This window comes from Paenibacillus sp. M-152 (genome assembly GCF_003856555.1).
Lineage (GTDB): Bacteria > Bacillota > Bacilli > Paenibacillales > Paenibacillaceae > Paenibacillus > Paenibacillus polymyxa_C.
This window is the reverse complement of the sequence record NZ_CP034141.1, coordinates 1,348,413-1,371,988: the sequence shown is the minus strand read 5'-3', so window position 1 is coordinate 1,371,988 and position 23,576 is coordinate 1,348,413. Positions and strand designations below refer to the sequence as shown.

Below are 23,576 nucleotides of genomic sequence, written 5' to 3'. Positions count from 1 at the left end.
CACCTCCTACTCACACTAGGGCTCTCGCTGTCTTGTTATTATCCATAGCTTGACGGAATCCTGCTACGAAGCGTTTGCCTACTTCTGAAGCCAAAGCATCAAAATTAACACGTTCACCAACAGCCACCTGAATTGCTCCTGTTGGCATATTCACTTGCATGTTTGCTTTATTTCTATTTGTATTCTTTACTGAATGAACTGCTGCTGTTCTGTGTCTATCATTTGCACGATATGTTCTAGAACTTGCAACTAAAGTCCGAGAATATTTATTCGGAGTACTTTTTTTAGCAGCAGTTTTCTCTGTGCTCTGAATAAGCTCCCAGTTCAATTTCTCTGGAGAATCCAAGATCATTTGAAGAAAATCGCTTGTTTTTGATGTTGCTTTTTTAACTTTTTCTTTAAAAGGGTCAGCATTTTTCTGAACAAAGTTATTCAATTTATTAGAGAAATTTTTAGTCCCTTCACTAATATTGTTGATTTTCTCCTTGACCCCTTCACTGAGACCTGGAATACTATTTTTCAGATAATTCCCTGTAACATTAATCTTATTTTTAAGAGGCTCTCTCACGTTATTCAGTATTTTATTAGAAGCAGGTACTTTTCTTGATATTTTCTCGGTCAAGTTGTCAACTCCCCCCATCAGATTCCCCGTCTGATTACCGATGAAACTTTCGAGTTGTTTACTCCAATGATCAATTGTAGTAGGAGTAGCAGCCTTTATGTTGTTCACTTTTATAGCTACTTCATTATTAAAACCAATCATACCTTGTTTGAAGTCTTGTGTAGTCTGATCGATACTTTCCTTTAAAGATTTTGTCCAGCCTTTAAGATGCGTTTTGGCATACCAAACTTTCTCCATTCCTTTCTCCCCTAACGGCTCAAACAATTTTTCACCTATTTCTCCAAATATATAACCAAGGACAGGAGCTAACACAACTCCAGCATAGGGAACTTTTGAACCGACTTGCATACCAAAGGATTTCCCTAAAATATTTCCGGTTTTTCCTGCAACCAATTTCCCAATCAGTTTATATTTTTCTTCTCCCTTAGCATTTAGAATCTCACTTATATCAAAGCCTAAATCAGCAAACCCAATAGCTTTTCCTCCATATTTCGCTGCACCTTTTAATCCTGTTTTCAGCCAAGAAGGAGTACTGGAAAATATAGAAGCTGCTTGCGTGTATACAGTAGATGTTTTAATTTGATTTGCTACATCGTCGATCCAAGTTTTAGTATTCTTTAACCATGTAGGCATTGCAGCAACTTGTGACAGAGTAATGGCCCTGTAGGCTTTAACAGTTTTATTTAGTGATTCTACAAAGTCTTTCGGCTTATTAAAAAACTTAAAGAAGTTCATAAGATCCATAACAGGTTTTTTTATAACAATCTTCTGTTTTTCATTATTTTTACTCGCTGAACTTTGAGAAATTTGAGACTTACCAAGATTGCTGGATATTTTAGACCCTAAAGGTATGTTAGGGATTGCAACATTATTATTTTTTCCATTTTTCTGATTTTTTTGTTGGATACTAATTTTGTTTTGCTGTTCGATCAAGGAATGATTAAACCAATAGGAACCGCCATTCTTAGCGCAAGTTGTCATCTTACATTTTGAGCAGTCCTTGGAACAGGAACATTTAACAGCAATCTTAATTCCAGATAAATTTCGGGTCAGGCGATTTATTTTATATAAACGTGAAGTTAAATTACTCAACGCATTAGAAAGTCGCTTAACTGACTCCGTAGTTTGGTCAATAACTATCTTTTGTCTTTGGAAACTACTAAGCCCAAAATTTCTTGCCCTCTTCTGGATACTCTCAAAGTATCGATCCATAGCTTTTAATTCTTTATTAACTCTACTTAAACTTCTTATATCCAAAATATCATCCACACCTACACCTCCTTTTACTACTACATATTATCTGCTAGAGCATCTAGTTCTTCTTCAGCAAACGCCAGCAGCAGCATGCGCTCACCGCGAGGAAGCCGCCAAAAGTCTCCGGGACGAAGGTGGTGCCGGACCCACAAGTGGTACAGCATCGTCGTCATTCCCCCGGAGCTGATTAGTTTTTTAGATCTGCAATCTCAACGCCAAAACCGGACAGTTCCAGCACTTTATCCCCTACTGCGTCCAGTTCACCCGCCAGCAGCATACGACGGACAGACTGCTCACCACCGGACAGCTTCAAGCGGCTTGTAATCCGAGGATCGCCCCAACCGTTAAGGGACAGGCCCTTCACTTCCAGCTTTCCGGTAGCTTCCGAAATCAACAAGGCGTTGAACGTTTCGGTATCTACTTTTTCATCTACGGCACCCTTCACGGTTCGACGAATCGTGCAACGCTCACGAATGCTGTCCACCTTACTGGAGGTCAGGCCGTGCAGCACAATTTTCATATCGAGGCGCTTGATACGAACCGTTTCTTCCGGTAGTTTTTCAGCGGCTTCAAACAAACTGTCCAAAATTTGTTCTTCTGTCATATTCTCATTCAAGCTCATAAGTCATTCTCCCTTATTGTTTATTTCAGAATTTCACAAATTCTTATATGCATTTGGGGAACGAGACACCTGATAGTATCTCATTCCCCGTTCACCAATTTAGTTTGCTACAATCGGATCAAGCAGCTCATAGCCTTCGAAGGTAAAAGTCGTTTCTTCTGGCACTTCTTCCCCTGCAGTCCAGTTAGCCAATTGAATTTTATCCGGCATGCAGCGAATCAAACGAACACGTTCATGCCCAAAAGATTCGGGATCGTCCAGCTTGGAAATAATATCGAATTTCTCAAAACCACGACGAATCATATCAGAAGTCACTTTGTAACCACTCATCGTTCCAGTACCTTTTTTAGCTCCATTTTTATGGACTTTCCACGTATTACCTACCAAATTCAGTTCTCTTTTATCAATTTCCACGCTAGCTTCCAGCTTGTTAATATGTGTCTGCCATACCCCATCAATATATGCCTGACCAAACGTACCTAAAATAACTCTTGAAGCATCCAACATTTCTTTTTCCTCCTCAAAATAATTCATAATATAGTTCGAGATTTCACAAAATCCTCGTTGTTAAAATGCTACTGCAATCCTACTGATCACCTGCGAAATGCTTATGCGCGTAAAATGCTGATTTATTGCACGTAAAATGTGCCGAACAGCTGCTCCATCACGTCGGTGAGCTTCACGTTCCATTGCAGGAACACTTGATCCGGCTCCGGTTTGATGACTGGCGCATCACCGTAGTAGGCTGGGTCGAGAATGACATCGTAGCCATCTGCCTCGATCACGTTGCTCAGCGACAGCTGTGCCAGGTATTCTTTGATCGCACCGATGAGTGCCAGACGGCCTTCCACCGTGTTGTTGATTTTGCCAATGTAAGTCTCTTCGGCTGCACGCTGCAAGTCAGCGTTAATGGCATCCATAACACGGATGGAACGGATTTTCTTCCATGCGTTGTTTTGTCCGGCAGACGGGTTCACCAAGCTGTTGATTCCACGCAGCGCTTTGACCTGACGGCCGTCGAAGAACAGGAGGAACACCCCGTTACGGACAGCCTGTTCCTGCTCGGAACGTGTCCAGCGGCGGGTTACATCCTCAAAAGGCGTAACCGCGTACGTTGCGGATTGGTTCAAACGTTGGCCTGCAATCAGCCCGGCTACATAGGCAGCCGTTTGGGCGGAGCTGTAGTCCGTACCTGCCAGGCGTACACCTGTACCCACATTCACGATGCCTTCATGGTTCAGCGCCAGGGAACGTGCAGAGGCCAAGCTGACAGCTGTTTTGGACACATCGTCTGCCGCAGAACCGCCGAATACAGCGATGACGCCTTTGCCTTCGCTCCGCACACGTTTGATCCAGGCAGCAAAGCTTTGCAGCAATGCCAGATCGGCTGCATAATCGAGGGCCAGCACATTAAACTCCTGTCCTTCAAGTGCTTCCTGCATGGCGATGTAATCGGCATTAACCAGCTTGCTATTGCCGCTATTGCCGCCTGTCAGATGCACGCCGCTAACATCCGCTGGAATGCCACCTTCGCCGACAACCTCGGCCTTCACCCATACGTTTTCGCTATTTTCGTTCAGCGCCTTGGCAATCGAAGCAGCCGTACCGTCACTGCCTTTGTACGTACCCAGCAGCTTGGTTCCTTCATAAAGGCGCACCTCACGAGCTTGCTCGTCACCCAAAGTCGGCTGTACCGTTACGGCAAAACCATTACCGCGGCTTCCTGTGTACAAAGCCTTCAAACGCAGCACGTCGGTCGGGGTCTCGCCACCGCTTTTCAGCGTTACAGACGCTTCAGCAGCCGTGTCATCTGCCAACCGGTAAGCGAGCAGTTTTTTCGGACCTCCCAGCAAAGCCAGATACAATGTGGAATATGCTGTCGCACCGTTCTCACTGTCGCCGGAGAAGATTTGACTAATAGCCGTTTCACTGTCAACCTCTACAAACTCACGTACAGGGCCCCAATTTGCCTTGACGGGTACAACGACCGTACCACGTGATCCACCTTGAATCGCTGAAGCTGCTGCTGCCTGAAAATTCATATACAAACCCGGCAATACCGGTTTATTCGTGTTTTCCCATGTTCCGCCTGCCATAATTAATCCACCTTCGCTTTCATAAATTGTTCGATTTTAGTGTGTGCTTCTGCTACCGTAAACAGCTTGTCTTGTGCGCCAAAAAAGGCGCCTGCCAGCACTTCTTCTTTCACAGAAAACAATGATTCTGCGTGCTCCTTTAGTTCCTCCAGCGTGTAGCGTGGGCCACTCGCTTCCTGCCCGTCATGTACCGGGGCCTTTTCTTGGTTTTCCAAGGTCACTCGGACCACCTCATTTCAAAATAGGATGAATTTCCACTCTGCGAATCAATGCCGCTTCCTCAGCCGGACGCATACGCCGCTGTACCAGCGTCAGCCGAAGCTGACCGTCTAAAATGGCATCTGCCTGCAAATCGGCTGATGCTTCAGCCGTAGACATATAACGGCCCTTGTCCTGCTCCAGAGGAAGCTGGATTTGAGCGGCAAAGCCTTCGACCAGCGCGGAAGCTGCGCGATTCTCTTCGGTTGTATCCGGGGCGGTGATATGCCCGATGAACCGTTTGCGGAGCTCATACATGGAAGCTCCCGCCATCCGGGTTTCGCAGCCGCTCAGCCGCCATAATACCGCGTGGCTTCCCGGCTGTGCAGGCCATGCGTCGGCGTATACCGACCACGATTCGCCCAGTTGCTTCTGCGTCCAGCGGACCAGCGCTGCCAGCCATTCTTCTGGCTGTGCTGCACCAGGTGCTGGAGTAGCCGAACCGCCTTCCGTTTCAGGCACATACACGCCAAAACGCAGCGTTCTATAGGCCTTGCCCGTAACCGTGTCCAGCTTTTCTGCATCCCGCACGCCCAAATAGTGTGCGGTAAAAGCCGACGTGTCCTCACCTTTGCCTGTCACCGATGCCCGGTGCAGTCCGGCAATCAAGGCATTCGCCCATACATCGGCCTGCGCCAGCCCCGCTTGTCCTGCGTACAGCTTGATGCGGACAACCTGCCGGTAACCGGCCCAGGAAGACTTCCAGATTTCCTCGCCTAGCGCCATAACTGCATACGGCTCCTCTGCCGTCTGTGATGGGGGCTGAACATCGTATACACGCCCTTGCAGTGCTGGAATAATGTCAATGAGCTTTTGCTTAAAGGCTTGTCTCATCCTGTGGCATGCCACCCTTGCGTATCCTGCGCTCGCATGTTGTGACTGTTTAGCCAGGCTTTTTTCCACTTCCATGTTCTCATCCGGCGCAGTCTTGTACTCATACATTGCAGCATCCCTTGCTTAGGCAACACGACTCCTCCTTTCTATCAACGAATTCCCGGGAAGTGACAGAGACGATCACCGCATGAAAAAACCGGCCCTATTGGCCGGCTAACGTTTGACTGTGTGTGTCTTCGGTATGTCCTCTTGTCTTGATTCCCGATGATATAATCTTACACCCTTATAACGAATGCGTTGCCGGAGAAATGGACGATAAAAGTAGAGACTAGGGATGAAGTTAGGCGGCATTTTGCGAACGTTTGTTCCTATGTTTAAAAATGCGTTTAATCTCCTTGTTGATGCTGTACACAAAAAATAACCGCCCTTTAAAAAGGCGGTTATTATATCGTTTAATTCAATGAATTATAAATATTTACAGTGTACCTAGTAATGGCTTCATCGTATTCCGGATACTCATATTTCAAACTGCTTGCCACAGCCTTAGCGTATGTTCTAAACAATGAATAACAAGTAAGTAAAGACTGCCACATTTCTCGATAGCCGTTCTCAGAGTAAGTAGATAGTAGGCTTTCCCAATCTTCATTAGGAAGATACTGATTTATAAATTTATAGTTTTTTCCTACACTAAAGGTGTACCCTTGCTCTGATCCAATCTTCCAAGCCATCATTCGCAACAAATTAGGTCGTGCAATCTCGTTCAAATGGTCAATAGCAAACAGGATTTCTTTTCTCGCCAATCCTTTTACGATATAAGTTGAAACCATCCAAAATTCATTACAGCAATCATCAAATTCCCTTGTAGTGGGCTTTTTAATCCAATATTGATGATCGTTTGCGATCACTTCCTCTTGGATCAGCACATCCTTGTCGAGCAGAACCTCAACTAAACCATCGCTATTCGTAAAATAATCCTCTACCTCGTTTATAGGGATCAGTGTCAGATCTAATTTGTTTCCATCCTCAAAAAGAATGATATATGAAAACCAGTTACCTAGTTCTGATGGAAAAAGCTCCATATCCTCGGGTTTTTGCATCATAAGCCTATCCCCAAACACGTTCAGCCATTGATCACTTTCCTTGAAAGAATCCATATTTGTTACAAAGTAAGAAATATCATAATCTTGAAATGAATCAGGAGGAACATTGAAGTTTGTACGTGATCCTTCCATCGTGACCAATCGTATTCTTTTATCGTTCATAGCAAACTTTACAAGCATATTCATCATTTCTGGTTCACTTCTCACTACATCCGTCCTCCGTTCCCATTTTAATTGAGACCTATGCTTCTTATTCACCTTTATGGTTCATACTCCTTGCTGTCTAAGTTAATAGAGCCACAGACTGTGACCCCTATGCATTTACCGAACCCAGTCTTCGATCCGCGCCCTTCTGCAAGCTTGCCAGATTCAAAACGCCTTGGTCTGCCAGCGCTAGCGCCATTTTATAAAAAGCACGCGTGCGAAGCTTCGTATACGTATCCTTGCTGACTGGTGGGTCCAACACATAATTATAAACCTTGTAATCGAACACATCGTCATCTTTTAAATAACGTTCACGGATGAGTAGCTGTTCACGTTCATTCAAGCGGCTCACTACAGCATCCACCATTTGGCAATAGGCCAAGCGGGCTGCAGGAGCATCTACATTATATACAGCAGTCCGGGCTGTTGGATCGCTTGTCACATTCGTGGGTCCGTTCGGGCGGTCCGTATAGCCAGCAGTAATAAAGCTTTCCCGATCCATAAAGGTTATTGTTTTATAAATCCGGTATTTCTCAAATACACCCTCCAATGCATTCTGCGTTTTGCGACGGTCTAATTCGGGTAAGTTATTTCTCATGAAAAGCAACACTCCTTATATTATGCCTTTTGACAATGATGTATTTTTAAATAAAAAACGCACTTGTTTACATTTTGTTCCCCTTTTGTTCGTATCTTGAGTATAACATAACATTATTTAGGATAGGTATCCATCGTGAAAAAAGGCAATATAGCCCCAAAAACAGGATATTCGCTCTACTTTTCTATGCCTTTTGGCATATTACGTGTTTTTACTATTTACCTAATGGTATAATAGAGCTGAATCTATGATTCTATTGCAGAAAGGAGCTCCATTGTGGAACAGCCAGCATTCGGAACCTACCTAAAACAGCAGCGTGAGCACAAGCAATTGAGCATCAACCAATTGGCAGATGCCGCAGGTATTAGTAATTCACAAATTTCCCGCATCGAAAATGGACTGCGTGGAGTTCCCAAACCCTCCACCCTCCGCAAAATAGCGGACGCGCTCAGCGTATCCTATACCGAAATGATGAAGGCCGCCGGATATTGGGCAGATGATGATTCTATAGAGCAAAATCCGCATGAGCTTTATCGTTCTACTGTACCAGAATGGGCAAACTCCAAAGACCGCCGGGATTTTAAAAAAATGCTGGAGGAAGACGACGAATTAATGTTTGATGGCATTCCGCTCGATGAAAAAGACCGTCAACGGATCAAGGACGTACTGACAGGCCTGTTCTGGGAAGCCAAGCAAATGAACAAACATAAAAAGCCCGCAGATCCCGGGGCGAGCAAAGATCAGGGATAGCAGGTGAACGCATGAACGAACTCATTCACAAACTTGTCCGAAAATACCGTACCAATTGCCCCTTCGATATTGCGAAAGCCCTAGGCATCCATATCCGATATTGCGATCTGGGTTCCACAACCAAAGGGTTGTATTATCACAAGCTGCGCAGAAGATTTATCGTCATTCACAACGGCCTTACACCAGAATGGGAACGGTTCGTCTGTGCGCATGAATTGGGACATGACCGACTGCATAAAGGCATTAGCCGCTTTTTTATGGAGGAACATTCCTACTTTTCTCCAGGAAAATTTGAACAACAGGCTAATCGCTTTGCTGTGCTGTTGCTGAGTGAAGGGAATCCACCGTTGGCTGACGAAACATTGGATCACTATTTACCCCGGATCGGGCTGCCCAAAGAGACTGCCCTTTTTTTTGATCACAAAACAGAACAATAGTTCCTATTCTATGAGTTGATTGTCTATTACTGCCTCTATAATATAGGTAACTAGATGGTGGATTTAACAACCGATATCTCAAAAAAATGTAGTGCTTTGATATAAAATAAGAGTTATTTTTACAATCATCTGATAAAATGTGGACGTAAGCGGTTTCTCTAATTCATTCATTTTATGGGAGGTTGAAGGAACAACATGAACTCATGGAAAAAACTCTCGTCGATCTTGACGACCGCCGCGCTTCTACTTGGTTGTCTCGGCACAGCAGCAGCGGACCCAGTTGCTAATGCGGGAACAGCAGGAACGGGAACAACACCGTCTCCAGTCAGCGGTAAACACATCACCATCCTACATACGAATGATACCCATGCCCACGTGGTCGCCAACGACAAGGAAATGGGCTTCGCCAAGCTGGCGGGCATTATCGATCAATATCGCGCCGCCAATCCTAATACATTACTGCTGGATGATGGGGATACCGTTCATGGAACGACCTTCGCTACTTTGGTCAATGGTGAAAGTATCGTAAAAGTAATTAACAAGCTGCGCTATGATGCAATGGTTCCCGGTAACCATGAGTTTAATTACGGCTGGAAGCATCTGGTTGAGCTGAGTAAAGAGATTCAGTTCCCTGTACTGAGCGCCAACATTAAGCAAACGGACGGAACACGTTTGTTCCAACCGTATACTATTAAAGAAGTGGATGGCGTTAAAATCGGTATTATCGGCCTAACTACGCCTGAAACGGCATATAAAACCAATCCTAAAAATGTGGAAGGCATTCAATTCACCGACCCTGCGGCTGAAGCCAAAGCGGCCGTAGACGAAATCCGCAGCAAAGTGGATGTTGTTGTTGCTCTGGGTCACCTGGGGCAAGATGCGTCCAGTAAAGACACCAGCCTCAAGGTCGTGAAGGAAGTGCCTGGCATTGATATTTTCATCGACGGACACAGCCATACCGTGCTGGAAAAAGGCTTGATCGGTGACAATGGCACGTTGATCGCTAGTGCAGGTGAATACACCAAGTATCTGGGTGTAGTGGATCTATGGGTAGACGGTGGTAAGGTTGTCCAAAAGCAAGCGAAGCTGATCGATTCGACTCAAGCTGCTGACGTTCAGCCTAACGCTGAAATTGCTGCATTAATCGCCTCCATTCAGAAAGAACAAGAACCTATTCTTAAAGAGGTTGTAGCACAAACAAGTGTAGATCTGGAAGGGGCGCGCGAAAAGGTACGTGCGGGTGAAACCAATCTCGGCGACCTGCTCACCGATGCTATGCGTGACGTTACGGGAGCAGACGTGGCTTTAACAAACGGTGGCGGCATCCGGGCTTCCATCAAAGCAGGCACGGTTACCAAGGGAGACGTCATCACCGTACTGCCTTTCGGTAACCAAATCGTTATCCTGAAAGTGAAAGGCTCTGACCTTCAGGCCGCACTGGAAAATGGCGCAGCCTCCTACCCGGAACCGAGCGGGGGCTTCCCACAAGTATCCGGCATCTCGTTCAAAATAGACACCTCAGCAGCCAAAGGCAGCCGTGTTCACTCCATCCTGATTGGTGGAAAGGCCCTTGATCCTGAGGCAACATACACACTGGCTACCAATGATTTTACTGCTGTAGGCGGTGACCAATATACGATGTTCGCTAAATACCCACAGGCAGGTATGTTCGGATCGCTGGATGAAGCGTTAATCCGCTATATGCAAAAAGTGGGCTCTGCTAGCCTGCAAGTACAAGCGGCCGGCCGTATTCAAGAAGCCAAGGCAGACGGAAAAGCTTCTGTCCCTGCCACACAAGCTGTGCCGTCTGCTCCGACCACGACGCCAGCACCTCTGCAGGAGATACCGCAATCCGATTCCATAGCGGCTGCGAAACCAGCACCTGCAAAGTCTCAAACTAGCAAACCACAGCAGGCATCGACCACTGCACAAGCTGCAAATAGCCATGTGTATGTTGTGAAATCTGGGGATACACTGTATGACATTTCCCGCAAACACGGCACTACCTGGCAACAGCTTCAGCAGTTGAATAAGTTGAAGAATCCTCACCGCATTTATCCGGGGCAAAAGTTAGACCTCCCGGCCTAATTCAATAGCTAGCAACAGCAGCGTTCGGAATCCAGGTGTTTTCGGATACTGCTATATGTTAGGAGTTTTTAGATATGCGATAGTCCAAGCCCATTTGGACATCGCATATTTTTTTTGAAAGCAAGCCTTTTAACCGCTGACAAGTTGTGAACCGAGAGGTATGATGGAGAAGAGTTATTCGGGCAGAGAACATTTGTCCCGGTATCCATCGGGATCAGTTATGTGTGTGGAAGGAGTCCTTTAAATGCAATACATTATTTATGATCTTGAATTTACCGTTAGCCGTAACGCCAGATATTCCTCCGAAATCATTGATATCGGTGCCGTCAAAGTTATTCATGGAGAAGATGGTCTATTCGTGGCGGATACGTTTCACAGTTTTGTGAGACCATCAAATCGGCCTGTAATCTCTACAGATACTGTTCAATTTACGGGTATTACTCAACGAGACATTGATGCCGCTCCACTCTTTCCTGAAGCTGTGAAGCAATTTATTGCCTGGCTAGGCACGGATTCGACCTATTATTTATGCGCATGGGGCCCGGATGACCGTCAGAAGCTGGTATCCCATTGTCGTACTCATCATGTAGATCTCGGTTGGATTCATAATACAAATGATATACAGAAGCAAATTTCCCGTCTGTTTAGTTCCAATGGAAAGTATCGTCAGTTGAGCCTGTCTCAGGCGTTGGAATTGTGCAACATTGAGTTTGACGGTCAACAGCATCGAGCACTGGATGATGCCGTGAATACTGCTCAGGTTTTCATGCACCATTTTGATCGTCTTACATTAGTTCATAATGCTGCCGATGATGAAGAAAGTCGCGGCTCAAAGCTCGTCTACTCTTCGCCAGAAGAAGAACAGGAGCAGTACAGTCCCTTCGGCAATCTCGCCAACCTGTTTAAGGACCGTTAAGCAGATAGCTCCCCGGCCCGTCCCGGGGGATCTTCCCCCCTGTTATTCTTGATTTCCAGCCTTCTTATCGAAGTAAAACGCCCCCCAGGTTCGCAGCATTTCTTGCATACGTTTGCGGTACCGTAAAGGTTCCAGAATCTCGGCTTCAGCTCCATAGGATGTGAGCCAATCCAGAAATTCACGGTCATGATTGACCGTCACCTCAAACAACAAACTTCCATCCGGCAAATCCTTGAGAAGAGGCTTGATGAACAGTTCCTCTTCTTTGACCCGATATACAGAATCGGCAGAAAAACGTACCACAAACCGAATATTTTGATTTCCTTTGGTCACCGACCAGGTACCTTTAAAAAACATTTCCATTTCAGATGTATTTTTTTGAAACGTATACGGCAAAATCCTCATATTCCGAAAGCGGCTGATCCGAAAGGTTCTCATGGCGGATTGCTTATGACAAAAACCAAGCATATAGAACCGCCGGTCTTGAGGAACCAAACAATAAGGATCTACTTGCACCAATGATACATCTTCATTTTGAGGCGAGCTGTATTCCGCTTCAATTGTCTGCTGCGTAAGACTCGCCAAAACAATCAGCCTGAGCAGATAGGGCTGGTTTTCCCGATCAAGTGTCGAGCCGAGCCGGATGATATTTTTCATTTCCTGCGCGAAGCTCGTCTGGTCCATCTTTTTTTTCTGACTAGAGGCCATCACTTTCTCATAAGCACTTTCAAAAGCTGGCGGTAAAAGAGGCTTTATCGTTTCCATCATCTCTCCCAGCTTGGTAAAAGCCTCTGCCTCTTCTTCTGTCCAATTCAGAGGATACAAAGCAAAATTGCTAATAAAAATGTACCCCTTGCCATGCCCCATATTCGCGATCGGAATATGCATAGCGCTTAGCGCCTCCATATCTCGGTATATGGTACGTTCTGATGTTTCACAACGTTCGGCAAGCTCTCTTGCCAATATCCCCGGATTTGCCTGAACAATAGTAATAATCCGCATTAAACGTATCAACCGATCAGTCAAGGAAGTCTCTCCTTTACAAAAAGATAGTAAATTAGACTCACTAATTTGCTCAAATAAACTAGCATAATTATCTATCTCAGCCTATCATTCTCCGTAAAATGAACATCTCCTATCGATATTTCCTTATTAAAAAAGACCTTAGAGCTATACGCTTTAAACGATACAAAAGGCCCACTCCATTTATTGCGTAGGGACAAAAGTAACTCGGCTTCCTCCAGATAGTCCATGTCTTCGCTTCTGGCTGCACATATAAGCAATTCATCTGCTTGTCTCGTAAGGATGAACGCTCCTCGCTCAGGCTCCCCTTTCTCGTACATACGCAATGCCTTTTTCACAATTGGGGACGTCTCATTCAGCTTTATGTATTTTTCCACCTTCGGGTTGGATGGCATGCTCAGCAAACCAAGATGATGCGTGTAATGGATATAGAGCTGGTCCGTCCGGATCAGCGTTCGCTTTTCCTGCGATGGCTTGCGCCAGCTCCACTCGATCATTCCAATCGTATGTCTTCCGGACGCGTGAGCAGGGATAGAAAACGTCAAAATAGCTTGTCTATATTTGCCCCGCCATACATCACCACAGTGAACAAACATGCAATCACCGTTTTCTGATTCTTTAAACCCGAGTCTCACCCCTTCAACTTTTAATAGATTTACCCCGTTTTCTGGATTGAACTGAAGTTGAAGGTCACATCCCGCTGCCTTCGGTATTAGGTTCCCTTTTCTTTTACGTATAGCTCCATAGCCCCATTCTATCAGTAGATTTACTTGTTTGGACCCATTCGCCGATATAGACTCTCTGTCCCATGTGTACGTTACATTGAGCATTGACTTCACCACTGGTAAATTCCCCCTAAAAGAACATGTAACTCTAAATTAACAGTGTTATCTGACACTATATTGTCAGGGAACATATGTTTGATTGTGAAAATTATACATGGTAATCTTTATGAAAGGGGACCTAATTCGCGAAATAACATTTTAATCCTTTCCAATTGCATAAATACGCAAAAATAGCCCGGCGTATGCCGGGCTACATGATAGTCTACTTCATATATTTAAACTTATGAAATTGAAGTTTCCGTTAAAGAAACATTCGTCTTTGTGCAAACATCGGATATAGGAGCAAAAGTAGTGCTGTCCACGATGAGCTCCTTTGATAATGGCTTTCCATTAACAGTAATTTTTAAAATGGTATAGTTTTGCTCTCTGTCGTTCATCTTTCAAAATCTCCTTCTATATCTATTTTTAATATATTTCAGCTCATATATTCCTCTTCAAGCCCTGATCAGGTGCGGGTTGTTCTTTACTCGTTTGTTGGGAAAACTGCCGGAATGTTGCCGCTTCCTTGATATACCCGTTTTAAGGTACACTTAAACTAATATATCGAGTTTTTTTGATCATCTTTTCCCGTATTTGTCGTCTGTATATTCTAAAACCTGCATCCAAATCATTATATTGTACGTAACCATGTGTTATGGGTAATGATCTGTAACATCTAACATCTTGGTTTATCAAAAGGGGGACATCTCTTGGCACGAGCAACTTGTCGCTTGGCTTTGTACCGCCGCATTGTCTGCGCTGCTATAGCACTTTTGTTTATTTTTGGGGTAACTCGTGTACCCGAAGTTCATGCTGCTTATTGGGATGATGTATATCAAGGCTTTGAGCAGTTTTCGCGGTTGCCCGGCGATGTGTACCAACTCAAGGAAAGCTACCGACAAACACAGGAAGATCTGGAAAAGGCCCGCACCAGCATTGAAACCTATCAGAAGCAGAACGCCCAACTGCTGGAGCAAAACCGCAAACTGAACGACACTGTTACAGAATTAAAAAATCTTCAAACCCAGCGCGATCAGGCTTCACACCGAAATAAAATGCTCATCATCACGGCTATCATTCTGCTGGCCGGTTATTTTATCGGTATCCGACTGTTGCGTTACGGGATGCGTCGACGTTCGGGAAGATACTAACTGCCTGAAAGGATGAAAGGTCTGAATGGACATACAAGCAGGACAACACCATGATGAAAGCGTCGGTTCAGTCGTAACGCTCGACCTGACTGAAGGGGAAAAGCTGCACGTTCTGCATCCGCAGCAAATTATCGCGTATCGCGGCCCCAGTGCAGGCCGTAGTGATAAGCTGATGAATATTAAAGGCATGTACCGCAAGCACAAACTGATTCAGGCCGATTTCACAGGGGCTTGCCGACTAATTGCCGCACTTCCTCCTGGCTTTAGTCTGAAGATGATCAAGCTTGAAGGAAGCGATGATCTGTTATACGATTTTCGCAACCTGTTCTGGTACAGCGCCGGCATCCAAATGCGTACCAAGCTACTAAGCATGAAAAACATGTTGTTTAGCCGTGATGTCATTAAAATGAAATTTGACGGTATAGGTCACATTGGTATTTTGACACAGGGATTGGTATGTCAAGAACAACTTCATCCGTCAGAGCCGATCTATGTCGATGCGAGCAGCGTCATAGCCTATCCAGAAAATGCCAAGCTGGAGTTAACCGTATACGGTAACCATCTGGCCAGCCAGCATATGAACTATCATTTTAAAATGACTGGACATGGTACTGTATTATTTCATGCCGGTGAGCATCATCGGCGGCTTCAGCAGGATATGAACGACGATGGCGTAATCAAACGACTTTTAAGGGAAATCATTCCGTTTGGTGGAGTGTTTATCAAATAGTCCTGCCATGCTATAATGGCAATGCTATTAATGAAGCTGTCTGTCCTCGTGGCAGATGCTAATGAAGAAAATCCATGCATAACGCATGGGAGAGGTTCGCGAACTCCCTCTATAAAAAACTAACGATGCTTTGTCCTCCGCATATGAAAATGAACTTGCGGGGCAAGGCCTGTTTTTTGTTGAAGCCGGTTCAAGAACTCTCTTTCTTCCACGTGACAAGACGCTGTGTCTTACACCATTCCAAGAAGATCGAGAGGTTTTTTTATGTTCACAAACGAAAAAGCAGTCGTCGTATTCAGCGGCGGCCAAGACAGTACAACCTGTTTATTTTGGGCAAAAAAACATTTTGCCGAAGTAGAAACTGTGACGTTCGATTACGGTCAGCGCCACAAGCAGGAAATTGAAGTTGCCGCCGGAATCGCCAGCGAGCTGGGTGTTCCGCAAACGGTACTGGATATGAGCCTGCTCAACCAACTTGCCCCGAATGCCCTCACACGCACCGACATTGACATTACTCAAGAGGAAGGCGAACTGCCTAGCACATTTGTAGACGGTCGTAATCTATTGTTCCTGAGCTTCGCAGCAGTTCTCGCCAAGCAAAAAGGAGCGCGCCATATCATTACAGGCGTTTGCGAGACAGATTTCAGCGGCTATCCCGATTGCCGGGATTCCTTTATTAAATCGCTGAACGTCACACTGAACCTTTCGATGGACTATCCCTTTGTGATTCATACCCCGCTCATGTGGTTGAACAAGGCCGAAACCTGGCAAATGGCCGATGAGCTGAAAGCTTTTGAATTTGTAAGAACCCGTACACTAACGTGCTATAACGGCATCATTGGCGATGGCTGTGGCGAATGTCCTGCTTGTAATCTCCGTCGTGCCGGACTAGAGCAGTATCTCGCGGTGCGCGGAGCTTCCTCCCAAGGAGTTGAAGGTCATGCGTGAGCCAGGTACCTTTCGCATTGTCGACAAGCTCCAGCAGTTCGGGACAGACATTGAGCGCTCTCAGCTGCGCTATCACCGCAAGCGTGTACTTGTTAGCAAACAATTTACGTTCGATGCAGCACACCATTTGCACTGTTACGAAGGCAAATGCAAAAATCTGCACGGACATACTTATATCGTCGTATTTGGCATAAGCGGAATACCGGGAGAAACAGGTCTAACGCTGGATTTTGGTGATATCAAAACGATCTGGAAAGAGCGAATTGAGCCTTTTCTGGATCACCGTTACTTGAATGAGACGCTTCCTCCAATGAATACAACGGCGGAAAATATGGTCGTCTGGATCTTTGAACAAATGGAGTCTGCCTTGACCTCGGATGCATACTGCAATCGTGTTGAAGGTGGACGTACCGAATTTGTAAGGTTGTTCGAGACACCTACCAGCTACGCCGAGTTCCGACGGGAGTGGATGTTCGATGAGTAATACCGTAAATGCTAATACCGTAACTACTCACCAACCTACGACAACTCTCGATAGGGCTAAAGCAGCCCCTATTCCTGTACTTGAGGTGTTTGGTCCCACCGTTCAGGGCGAAGGTATGGTCATTGGTCGTAAAACGATGTTTGTTCGTACCGCAGGCTGCGACTACCATTGCTCATGGTGCGACTCCGCCTTTACCTGGGACGGCAGCGCCAAGGATCAAATTCGACGTCTCAGTGCCACAGATATTTGGCAGGAACTAAAGTCCATCGGCGGCGAACGGTTCTCGCATGTGACCCTTTCCGGAGGCAATCCTGCCCTGCTGCCACAGCTTGGGGCGCTGATTACCCTGCTACGCAGTCAAGGCATTGCCACCGCTGTCGAAACACAAGGCTCCCGTTGGCAGGAATGGCTGTACGATATCGATGATGTGACCTTATCCCCGAAGCCGCCCAGCTCTGGCATGACGACCAACTGGGACGTACTGGATGATATCGTGGCCCGTCTGACCAACCGGAAGATGGCTGGAGAGTCCAAGTCTACAACAAACGTCTCCATCACAACGTCCGCAAAGAAATCAGAGGATGAATCGGTCAGACTATATGCTGGAGCATGCAGCCTGAAGGTCGTCATCTTCGATGACACCGATCTCGCCTATGCCCGCACCATTCACGAGCGCTATCCACATATACCGTTGTTCCTCCAGACGGGTAATCCAGATGTGAACACGGAGAACACCGGACAGATTGCGGAGTCTCTGCTCCATCGTTATGAATGGCTTATCGACCGCGTCATGGACGATTCCAGACTAAACGATGTAAGAGTACTCCCGCAGCTCCACACCCTCGTATGGGGCAACAAACGCGGCGTATAACACGTATATACAATATATTCCATGCGAGCTGTATATGATACACAAGATACACCAAATTAGTCGAAGTACACCCTCGACACCCAAAGCCATATAAAAAGAGAGAAACGCTCGTCCGCGAGGACGGGGTTTCACAATAAAATATCGCTCCTTAAATATAAGGAGCGAAATTCCATTTCTGCCCAACCCACATGTAAACGGGTAGGGACTTTATGGTGTTGACGGCGGTCAGCAGCGGAGCGGAGGATTTGAAGCTGGAGAAGCGTTAGCGTTCGCCTTTGAAATGGGATTCTAACCTATAGATCTTTTATCAGAAAGAATCCCATTTCAACAGCGATTGGAAGCTCAAATCCTTCGCGAAGCGTCGCCTAACCGAACCTCCCCACCATAACTCCCTCTCCCTTTTACCAAACTAAACCAACTTTAAGGAGCCTCACTCAACATGACCGGAAGAAAACCTGAAGAAATGACCGACGTTACCCTACTTGGCAATCAAGGCACACAATACACTTTTGCCTATGATCCTGCCATTCTCGAAAGCTTTGATAATAAACACCCGTACCGCGATTATTTTGTAAAATTCAATTGTCCAGAGTTCACCAGCCTGTGCCCGATCACAGGACAACCTGATTTTGCAACCATCTACATCAGCTACATTCCTGATATTAAAATGGTTGAAAGCAAGTCCCTTAAGCTGTACCTGTTCAGCTTCCGCAACCACGGTGATTTCCATGAAGACTGTGTCAATATCATCATGAATGACTTGATTAAGCTGATGGACCCTCGCTACATTGAAGTATGGGGCAAATTCACGCCACGCGGCGGCATCTCGATCGACCCGTACACCAACTACGGCAAGCCGGGAACGAAATATGAGCAAATCGCAGAGCATCGTATGATGAACCATGATATGTATCCAGAGACGGTGGATAATCGATAGGCTGATCCTCTCTGTGCACTTGCATACAAATAAACAAAGGGCTGTCCCACAGGTCAAAAAATGACGCAGGGACAGCCCCTTGTTTTCTAGTTTATTGAATAATCCATAAAAGGATTACGCTTGTGACGTTTACACACTCAGATCAAATTTTGATTTTTTATATTCATAAGGGGTTTTCCCCATAACTTCCTTAAAAGCTTTTCTAAACGATTTTTCATTTGGAAAGCCTGCCTCGTAAGAGATTTCTGTAAGTGACTTATTCGTTGTTTCCAATAAATCGATTGCTTTTTCCAGACAAAGAATTTGCTTGTACTCCGTAAACGTCTGACCTGTATATTCATGAAACATTCTCGACAAATACGCCTCCGAATAGCCGCAAATTCGGGCTGTTTTCGCCAGGCTGATATTTTCAGCATAATGGTCTTTAATAAAATCCATAATCGTCTTTATCTTTTGCTGCTTTTCACTAAATACCTCTGGCTGTAAGTCTGCTGCCTGACTAAAATGGTTAACGAGCAAATACTTAAGCTCAATAATTCGGCTTTGCTCTAAAATATAGTCATATTTCCCTTTGGAAATATGCAGGTTATATATATCCATAAATAACTCTCTTAATTTAGAAAGTATAGTATGTTCAACTTGTTTCTCTTGCGTGTTTAATTGGATGAATACTTGTTCATTGGCAAAAAAGGTAGCTGGAAATTGCAATACAACAACTTGGTTTTCCGTAATACTTTGTGTGGAGTGCGGTACATTGCTATTAATAAAAAGTGCATCCTTTTCCTTCAAAATGGTTATCTTTCCTTCATGCCACACTTTGAGGCTTCCACTTGTACAATAGATTAATTCCATATTGCTGTGAAAATGCATGGGGATGACTCTTTCTGTATCTGTCGATTGAAACATAAAGAGGTTAATCATTTTTCTTCTGTCTATTTCAATATGTTCATAAATTTTTTTCATACGACACCTCATCAACCAGCTATGAGTAATCAACAGTAATTTATATTCAGTCATATACTCTAATACTCATACTATACCGATAGTAAAATGCCTACACAAGCTGAAATCTCTTCAGCCGACTAAAACAAAAAAAGGCAGTTCTTCTCGCAAACGGAGAATGAACAGCCTTTCCTTGCCTGTTTGTAGCTCTGCAGGTAAAAGATAAAGAATATCGTTTTAATGATTGATTATGGCTCCACATTCCTGCAGCTGATAAATCTTAATTTCTCCTTCATTATCTCCTGCATCAAGCATCACACTGCGCTGTTCCGTATCTTCCAAGAAATAACGCAGAGAAAATACTTCCTCGCCTTCGTTCACAAAAATCTCCAGACTTGAGCTTTCTATAAATATTTGCATGTCTACAAGTTGATTGGCTAATGTTGCTTTTCTGTACTCCCTCTGGTTCGTCAACCAGTTGGTTCTCCATACGGTTAAACTGTTTTCTTCTGAATCATAGTCAATTTCCACAGCATTTCTTACTATCATTTTGAAGTTCTCTGTAAGCTTCGAAAAATGAACAATACATTCCACCTGCAAGGAAGGCAGCATCCAAACCCCATTTTTGTGAATGTTCTCCTTAGAATGCACACCATCCAATCTTAACAACTGTAATTCCGATAATGGTTTCTGGTATAGCACACCGTTAGACAACACTATTTCTCTAGGAAGGGTCAGCGCATGAATCCAGCCTTCCTGAATGGTTGGAACAGCCCTCTCTGCTTCTTCATTCATGGCACTCATCCATCCGAACATAATGGTTCTATCATTCACCTTAAATGATTGTGGCGCGTAGAAATCAAACCCCCGATCAAGCTCTTTGAAATGGGCAAGATTCCCGCTAAATTTTCCTGTATCCATGAATTTCCCAACAATATATCCCGATTGGTTAGGGTTTCTATAATATTCGCCTGCTTCCGGTAAACCCTGAGGAGAGAAGACAAAAATATCATTTTCCGCAAATTGAAGTAGATCAGGACATTCCCACATATATCCGAACTTATGATCATGATCCAAAAATGATCCTTGGTATTCCCAATCAGACAAATCTGCAGATTTGTAGATAAGCGTTTCTCCAGTCAGATCCTCTCTTTGAGCGCCCACGATCAGCCACCAGCTCCCGTTCCGATCTCTCCATACTTTCGGATCTCGGACATGTCTGGTATAGCCTTTGGGATGTTCGAACAAAGGGCCCATTTTCTGAAAATGCTCCCCATCCTCCGAAATGGCTGCGCATTGATAGCTTTCCTTGACTCCATCATTTCTGATTACATTTCCTGTGTAAAACAGATACAGCTTTTCATCATGAACTATAGCTCCTCCAGAATAAATGCCATCCTTGTCATACCATTCCGAAGGCTCCAGTGCTACACCTTTTCTTTGCCAATGCACCAGATCGCTCGAAACAACATGGCCCCAGCATTTATTTCGATGTTCGGTTCCTTGGGGGTTCCACTGATAGAAGACATGATATTGTTGATTGAAAAAGGCAAGTCCATTAGGATCATTTAATAGCCCGTAAGGAGGAGTAATATGATATTTAAGATGATAAGCGTCGCTTTTATTCATGTTTATCCTCCGGTAACAAAGTAAAACTAAAGCTTAGCAAAATGTCTTGTGAGCTTGAACCGATATAAACCTCAAATTCGCCTGGCTCACTCTTATACTCCATTTCACGTCCATAAAATTTAAGCATGTCCTCATTCACTGAAAATTCTACAATCGTAGTCTCGCCGCTTTGTAAAAATACTTTTTTAAAGTCTTTTAATTCTTTAACGGGTCTTGCAACACTTGCAAATTTATCACGAATATATAATTGAATCGTTTCTTTCCCAGCATACGTTCCAGTATTGGATACAGAAATACGGATATCCACTGACTCATTTGTTTTCATTTCCTTTTGGCTGACGGTTAATAGACTGTATTCAAATGAGGTATAGGATAGGCCATAGCCAAACGGATACAAGGGTTCGTTCACTTCATCTATATATCGGGACGCAAAGCGATAAGAGCCATTTTCCTTTAAATTCGGTCTTCCTGTATTCAGCTCATTGTAGTATACCGGAATTTGTCCAACGCTACGTGGAAAGGTCATCGCTAATTTCCCAGACGGATTTACTTTCCCATACAGTATATTGGCCAGCGCTTCTCCGCCCATCGTTCCCGGATACCAGGCCTGAACAATGGCGTCCACTTTTCCAGCAACATCGGTAAGGATCAAAGGTCTTCCACTATATACGATCAGAACAATCCTTTTGCCCAATAAGCTTAATTCATGAAGTAGTCTCAATTGCGGCTCTGGAAGCGTCGGATTCGTTCGTGATCCACCTTCTCCGCTCTGATAAATACTTTCTCCCAAGGCAAGGACTATGACTTCTGCTTCATTTGCATTCCTAATGGCTTCTTGCAGTAGAACTTCCTCGGAACCTGTTTCAACAGCCAGCTTGTCCGCATATTTATCGAACGTTTCCCTTGCATCAGGAGGTAGCAGATAACTTCCTCTGCATACCGAGAGATTGTCGGAGCCAACAAGCTGTAACAACCCTGTTTTCAAATTTATAGTGTCTGTCTGCTCTCCCTTAATCGCCCACATGCCCAAGGTAGAATTTTCTTCTGCATAGGGACCCATTAAAGCTACCTTCGTTTCCTTTGACAACGGCAATACATTATTTTCATTTTTTAGCAGCACAACGGATTCTTCTGCCAAGGACAGTGCCGCTTGTTTATGTTCGTCTGACAGAATACTGCTTGTTGAACGTTTAACGATTTCCTGTATTCCGCGGTATGGGTCCTCGAACAGCCCCAAATCATTTTTCAGCTTTAAGACACGATATACAGCTTCATTCAGAAGCTCCAACATATAGTCATTATCAGAAATTACATCTTTCAATTGATTAGCGTACACTGCCGTCTTCATATCCACATCTACACCTGCCAACAGTGCCAGCCTAGCGGCGGAAGCCTCGTCTTCGGCATAACCATGCATGATTAACTCTTCAATAGCGGCGTAATCCGAGATCAATACACCGTCAAAATTCATTTCCTGTCTTAATACACTACGGTTAAGCCACTCGTTTCCAGTCGCAGGGATACCATTCAACGTATTAAAAGCCGTCATAACAAGCTTGGCACCCGCTTCTATTGCAGCTTGATATCCAGGCAAATAATATTCTCGCAATGCATGCTCCGATAGATCCACGGCATTGTATTCACGTCCGGCGACAGGTGCTCCATAAGCGGCAAAATGCTTGACACAAGCAGCAATTTTATTAGCTGGTACGGCTCCATCTTCCAAGTTGCTGCCCTGGATTCCCAGCACTACGCTTTGCGCATATTTCTGCGCCAGCAAGGTATCTTCTCCAGGCGATTCCATCACCCGCCCCCAGCGAGGATCTCTAACCATATCTACCATAGGAGAAAAGGTTACATGAATGCCTTCATCGTAGCATTCCTGAGCAGCAATCGAAGCCGCATTCTCTATCTCCTCATAGTTCCAACTACATGCTTGAGCAATCGGAATCGGGAAGATGGTTCGGTATCCATAGATAATATCTGCCATGAATAACAGCGGAATTTTATGAACCGATTTTTCCAAATAATCGGTTTGCAACCGGATTATTTTTTCCGGGTTGGTAATGTTTAATATGGAGCCCGTATTATAAATATTATAGTCCGTATTTAGCCCTAGTTTTTTCAAAGGGCCCGTCACAACCGTATCCATGTCACCTTCAAAAAAATCACCGGTTAGTTGGATGAGCTGGCCGATTTTCTCTTCTATTGAAAGGCTGTTCAATTTTTCAAGCAATGTTTTGTTGTCCATGATTTTC

At 44.7% G+C, this 23,576-nt stretch carries 26 protein-coding genes and 1 riboswitch; of the genes, 10 read left to right on the top strand and 16 right to left on the bottom strand.

Translation table 11 applies throughout. The features are described from left to right. Positions 1–10: 10 nt before the first annotated feature. From EGM68_RS06060 to EGM68_RS06025, 10 genes are all read right to left on the bottom strand, one after another. Positions 11–1,891 carry a transcriptional regulator gene (locus EGM68_RS06060; RefSeq protein WP_129548828.1) on the bottom strand — a complete coding sequence of 627 codons (1,881 nt, stop codon included), beginning with the start codon at positions 1,889–1,891 and terminating at the stop codon, positions 11–13. Positions 1,892–1,911: 20 nt separating this feature from the next. Beyond that, complete coding sequence (locus EGM68_RS26370; RefSeq protein WP_013369777.1) at positions 1,912–2,040, bottom strand: hypothetical protein; 129 nt, start codon at positions 2,038–2,040, stop codon at positions 1,912–1,914. A 23-nt stretch (positions 2,041–2,063) separates the two neighbouring features. Continuing rightward, entirely contained in the window at positions 2,064–2,498 is a 435-nt protein-coding gene (locus tag EGM68_RS06055; RefSeq protein ID WP_007429164.1) for a phage tail assembly chaperone, read from the bottom strand. Positions 2,499–2,597: 99 nt separating this feature from the next. Then, positions 2,598–3,005: a phage tail tube protein gene (locus tag EGM68_RS06050; protein ID WP_013369776.1), complete on the bottom strand. Its 408-nt coding sequence runs from the start codon at positions 3,003–3,005 to the stop codon at positions 2,598–2,600. Positions 3,006–3,127: 122 nt separating this feature from the next. Continuing rightward, on the bottom strand, positions 3,128–4,594 hold the full coding sequence (locus EGM68_RS06045; protein ID WP_129548827.1) for a phage tail sheath family protein: 1,467 nt from the start codon (positions 4,592–4,594) through the stop codon (positions 3,128–3,130). A 2-nt stretch (positions 4,595–4,596) separates the two neighbouring features. Continuing rightward, positions 4,597–4,815, bottom strand: coding sequence for a YqzN/YkzM domain-containing protein (locus tag EGM68_RS06040; protein ID WP_013369774.1), 219 nt, complete (start codon positions 4,813–4,815; stop codon positions 4,597–4,599). A gap of 10 nt (positions 4,816–4,825) precedes the next feature. After that, positions 4,826–5,686, bottom strand: a complete 861-nt coding sequence (locus EGM68_RS06035; RefSeq protein WP_013369773.1) for a hypothetical protein — start codon at positions 5,684–5,686, stop codon at positions 4,826–4,828. After that, positions 5,683–5,817 carry a hypothetical protein gene (locus EGM68_RS26365; protein ID WP_267127955.1) on the bottom strand — a complete coding sequence of 45 codons (135 nt, stop codon included), beginning with the start codon at positions 5,815–5,817 and terminating at the stop codon, positions 5,683–5,685. Before EGM68_RS26365 ends, EGM68_RS06035 begins: the two co-directional genes overlap by 4 nt. A 321-nt stretch (positions 5,818–6,138) precedes the next feature. After that, positions 6,139–6,993, bottom strand: coding sequence for an aminoglycoside 6-adenylyltransferase (gene ant(6) / locus EGM68_RS06030; RefSeq protein ID WP_129548826.1), 855 nt, complete (start codon positions 6,991–6,993; stop codon positions 6,139–6,141). Between the two features lie 106 nt (positions 6,994–7,099). Continuing rightward, a complete protein-coding gene (locus EGM68_RS06025; RefSeq protein ID WP_013369770.1) occupies positions 7,100–7,588 on the bottom strand; it encodes an ArpU family phage packaging/lysis transcriptional regulator in 489 nt (162 codons plus the stop codon). A 276-nt stretch (positions 7,589–7,864) separates the two neighbouring features. Here EGM68_RS06025 and EGM68_RS06020 point away from each other — a divergent pair, with 276 nt between their 5' ends. The 4 genes from EGM68_RS06020 to EGM68_RS06005 all read left to right on the top strand — a co-directional run bounded on the left by EGM68_RS06020 (position 7,865) and on the right by EGM68_RS06005 (position 11,779). Beyond that, entirely contained in the window at positions 7,865–8,338 is a 474-nt protein-coding gene (locus tag EGM68_RS06020) for a helix-turn-helix domain-containing protein (RefSeq protein WP_013369769.1), read from the top strand. An 11-nt stretch (positions 8,339–8,349) separates the two neighbouring features. Then, a complete protein-coding gene (locus EGM68_RS06015; RefSeq protein WP_013369768.1) occupies positions 8,350–8,775 on the top strand; it encodes an ImmA/IrrE family metallo-endopeptidase in 426 nt (141 codons plus the stop codon). Positions 8,776–8,970: 195 nt separating this feature from the next. Continuing rightward, positions 8,971–10,863, top strand: coding sequence for a 5'-nucleotidase C-terminal domain-containing protein (locus EGM68_RS06010; protein ID WP_129548825.1), 1,893 nt, complete (start codon positions 8,971–8,973; stop codon positions 10,861–10,863). 244 nt (positions 10,864–11,107) lie between these two features. Next, entirely contained in the window at positions 11,108–11,779 is a 672-nt protein-coding gene (locus EGM68_RS06005) for a 3'-5' exonuclease (protein WP_013369766.1), read from the top strand. A 42-nt stretch (positions 11,780–11,821) separates the two neighbouring features. Here EGM68_RS06005 and EGM68_RS06000 read toward each other — a convergent pair whose 3' ends face one another. From EGM68_RS06000 to EGM68_RS25645, 3 genes are all read right to left on the bottom strand, one after another. After that, complete coding sequence (locus tag EGM68_RS06000) at positions 11,822–12,805, bottom strand: helix-turn-helix transcriptional regulator (protein ID WP_013369765.1); 984 nt, start codon at positions 12,803–12,805, stop codon at positions 11,822–11,824. Positions 12,806–12,876: 71 nt separating this feature from the next. After that, positions 12,877–13,644: a hypothetical protein gene (locus EGM68_RS05995; protein ID WP_013369764.1), complete on the bottom strand. Its 768-nt coding sequence runs from the start codon at positions 13,642–13,644 to the stop codon at positions 12,877–12,879. A gap of 224 nt (positions 13,645–13,868) precedes the next feature. Beyond that, positions 13,869–14,024, bottom strand: coding sequence for a hypothetical protein (locus tag EGM68_RS25645; protein ID WP_013369763.1), 156 nt, complete (start codon positions 14,022–14,024; stop codon positions 13,869–13,871). 312 nt (positions 14,025–14,336) lie between these two features. On the opposite strand from EGM68_RS25645, the gene EGM68_RS05990 reads away from it, so the two are divergent. The 6 genes from EGM68_RS05990 to queF all read left to right on the top strand — a co-directional run bounded on the left by EGM68_RS05990 (position 14,337) and on the right by queF (position 18,747). After that, entirely contained in the window at positions 14,337–14,777 is a 441-nt protein-coding gene (locus EGM68_RS05990; RefSeq protein ID WP_013369762.1) for an SH3 domain-containing protein, read from the top strand. 25 nt (positions 14,778–14,802) lie between these two features. Then, positions 14,803–15,507, top strand: coding sequence for an AIM24 family protein (locus EGM68_RS05985; RefSeq protein WP_025679469.1), 705 nt, complete (start codon positions 14,803–14,805; stop codon positions 15,505–15,507). 85 nt (positions 15,508–15,592) lie between these two features. Continuing rightward, positions 15,593–15,636, top strand: a riboswitch (PreQ1 riboswitch). A gap of 135 nt (positions 15,637–15,771) precedes the next feature. Beyond that, a complete protein-coding gene (gene queC / locus EGM68_RS05980) occupies positions 15,772–16,455 on the top strand; it encodes a 7-cyano-7-deazaguanine synthase QueC (RefSeq protein WP_013369760.1) in 684 nt (227 codons plus the stop codon). Then, positions 16,448–16,939 (top strand): 6-carboxytetrahydropterin synthase QueD, encoded by a 492-nt coding sequence (gene queD / locus EGM68_RS05975; RefSeq protein WP_013369759.1) that lies wholly within the window; start codon positions 16,448–16,450, stop codon positions 16,937–16,939. Before queC ends, queD begins: the two co-directional genes overlap by 8 nt. Continuing rightward, entirely contained in the window at positions 16,932–17,810 is an 879-nt protein-coding gene (gene queE, locus EGM68_RS05970) for a 7-carboxy-7-deazaguanine synthase QueE (RefSeq protein WP_129548824.1), read from the top strand. The genes queD and queE overlap by 8 nt, the downstream gene beginning before the upstream one ends. Before the next feature lie 439 nt (positions 17,811–18,249). Beyond that, positions 18,250–18,747: a preQ(1) synthase gene (gene queF, locus EGM68_RS05965; protein WP_017426398.1), complete on the top strand. Its 498-nt coding sequence runs from the start codon at positions 18,250–18,252 to the stop codon at positions 18,745–18,747. A 129-nt stretch (positions 18,748–18,876) separates the two neighbouring features. Here queF and EGM68_RS05960 read toward each other — a convergent pair whose 3' ends face one another. The 3 genes from EGM68_RS05960 to bglX all read right to left on the bottom strand — a co-directional run bounded on the left by EGM68_RS05960 (position 18,877) and on the right by bglX (position 23,569). Further along, a complete protein-coding gene (locus EGM68_RS05960) occupies positions 18,877–19,710 on the bottom strand; it encodes an AraC family transcriptional regulator (protein ID WP_129548823.1) in 834 nt (277 codons plus the stop codon). Between the two features lie 216 nt (positions 19,711–19,926). After that, positions 19,927–21,318, bottom strand: coding sequence for a glycoside hydrolase family 32 protein (locus EGM68_RS05955; protein WP_129548822.1), 1,392 nt, complete (start codon positions 21,316–21,318; stop codon positions 19,927–19,929). Next, positions 21,311–23,569, bottom strand: a complete 2,259-nt coding sequence (bglX, locus tag EGM68_RS05950) for a beta-glucosidase BglX (protein ID WP_129548821.1) — start codon at positions 23,567–23,569, stop codon at positions 21,311–21,313. The genes EGM68_RS05955 and bglX overlap by 8 nt, the downstream gene beginning before the upstream one ends. Between the last annotated feature and the right edge of the window lie 7 nt (positions 23,570–23,576).

Bases quoted from the DNA above. Each gene is read 5' to 3' on its own strand.
- EGM68_RS26370 (WP_013369777.1), bottom strand. From the start codon at position 2,040: ATGCTGTACCACTTGTGGGTCCGGCACCACCTTCGTCCCGGAGACTTT.
- EGM68_RS06055 (WP_007429164.1), bottom strand. From the start codon at position 2,498: ATGAGCTTGAATGAGAATATGACAGAAGAACAAATTTTGGACAGTTTG.
- EGM68_RS06050 (WP_013369776.1), bottom strand. From the start codon at position 3,005: ATGTTGGATGCTTCAAGAGTTATTTTAGGTACGTTTGGTCAGGCATAT.
- EGM68_RS06045 (WP_129548827.1), bottom strand. From the start codon at position 4,594: ATGGCAGGCGGAACATGGGAAAACACGAATAAACCGGTATTGCCGGGT.
- EGM68_RS06035 (WP_013369773.1), bottom strand. From the start codon at position 5,686: ATGAGACAAGCCTTTAAGCAAAAGCTCATTGACATTATTCCAGCACTG.
- EGM68_RS06025 (WP_013369770.1), bottom strand. From the start codon at position 7,588: ATGAGAAATAACTTACCCGAATTAGACCGTCGCAAAACGCAGAATGCA.
- EGM68_RS06015 (WP_013369768.1), top strand. From the start codon at position 8,350: ATGAACGAACTCATTCACAAACTTGTCCGAAAATACCGTACCAATTGC.
- EGM68_RS06010 (WP_129548825.1), top strand. From the start codon at position 8,971: ATGAACTCATGGAAAAAACTCTCGTCGATCTTGACGACCGCCGCGCTT.
- EGM68_RS06005 (WP_013369766.1), top strand. From the start codon at position 11,108: ATGCAATACATTATTTATGATCTTGAATTTACCGTTAGCCGTAACGCC.
- EGM68_RS25645 (WP_013369763.1), bottom strand. From the start codon at position 14,024: ATGAACGACAGAGAGCAAAACTATACCATTTTAAAAATTACTGTTAAT.
- EGM68_RS05985 (WP_025679469.1), top strand. From the start codon at position 14,803: ATGGACATACAAGCAGGACAACACCATGATGAAAGCGTCGGTTCAGTC.
- queC (WP_013369760.1), top strand. From the start codon at position 15,772: ATGTTCACAAACGAAAAAGCAGTCGTCGTATTCAGCGGCGGCCAAGAC.
- queD (WP_013369759.1), top strand. From the start codon at position 16,448: ATGCGTGAGCCAGGTACCTTTCGCATTGTCGACAAGCTCCAGCAGTTC.
- queE (WP_129548824.1), top strand. From the start codon at position 16,932: ATGAGTAATACCGTAAATGCTAATACCGTAACTACTCACCAACCTACG.
- queF (WP_017426398.1), top strand. From the start codon at position 18,250: ATGACCGGAAGAAAACCTGAAGAAATGACCGACGTTACCCTACTTGGC.
- EGM68_RS05960 (WP_129548823.1), bottom strand. From the start codon at position 19,710: ATGAAAAAAATTTATGAACATATTGAAATAGACAGAAGAAAAATGATT.
- EGM68_RS05955 (WP_129548822.1), bottom strand. From the start codon at position 21,318: ATGAATAAAAGCGACGCTTATCATCTTAAATATCATATTACTCCTCCT.
- bglX (WP_129548821.1), bottom strand. From the start codon at position 23,569: ATGGACAACAAAACATTGCTTGAAAAATTGAACAGCCTTTCAATAGAA.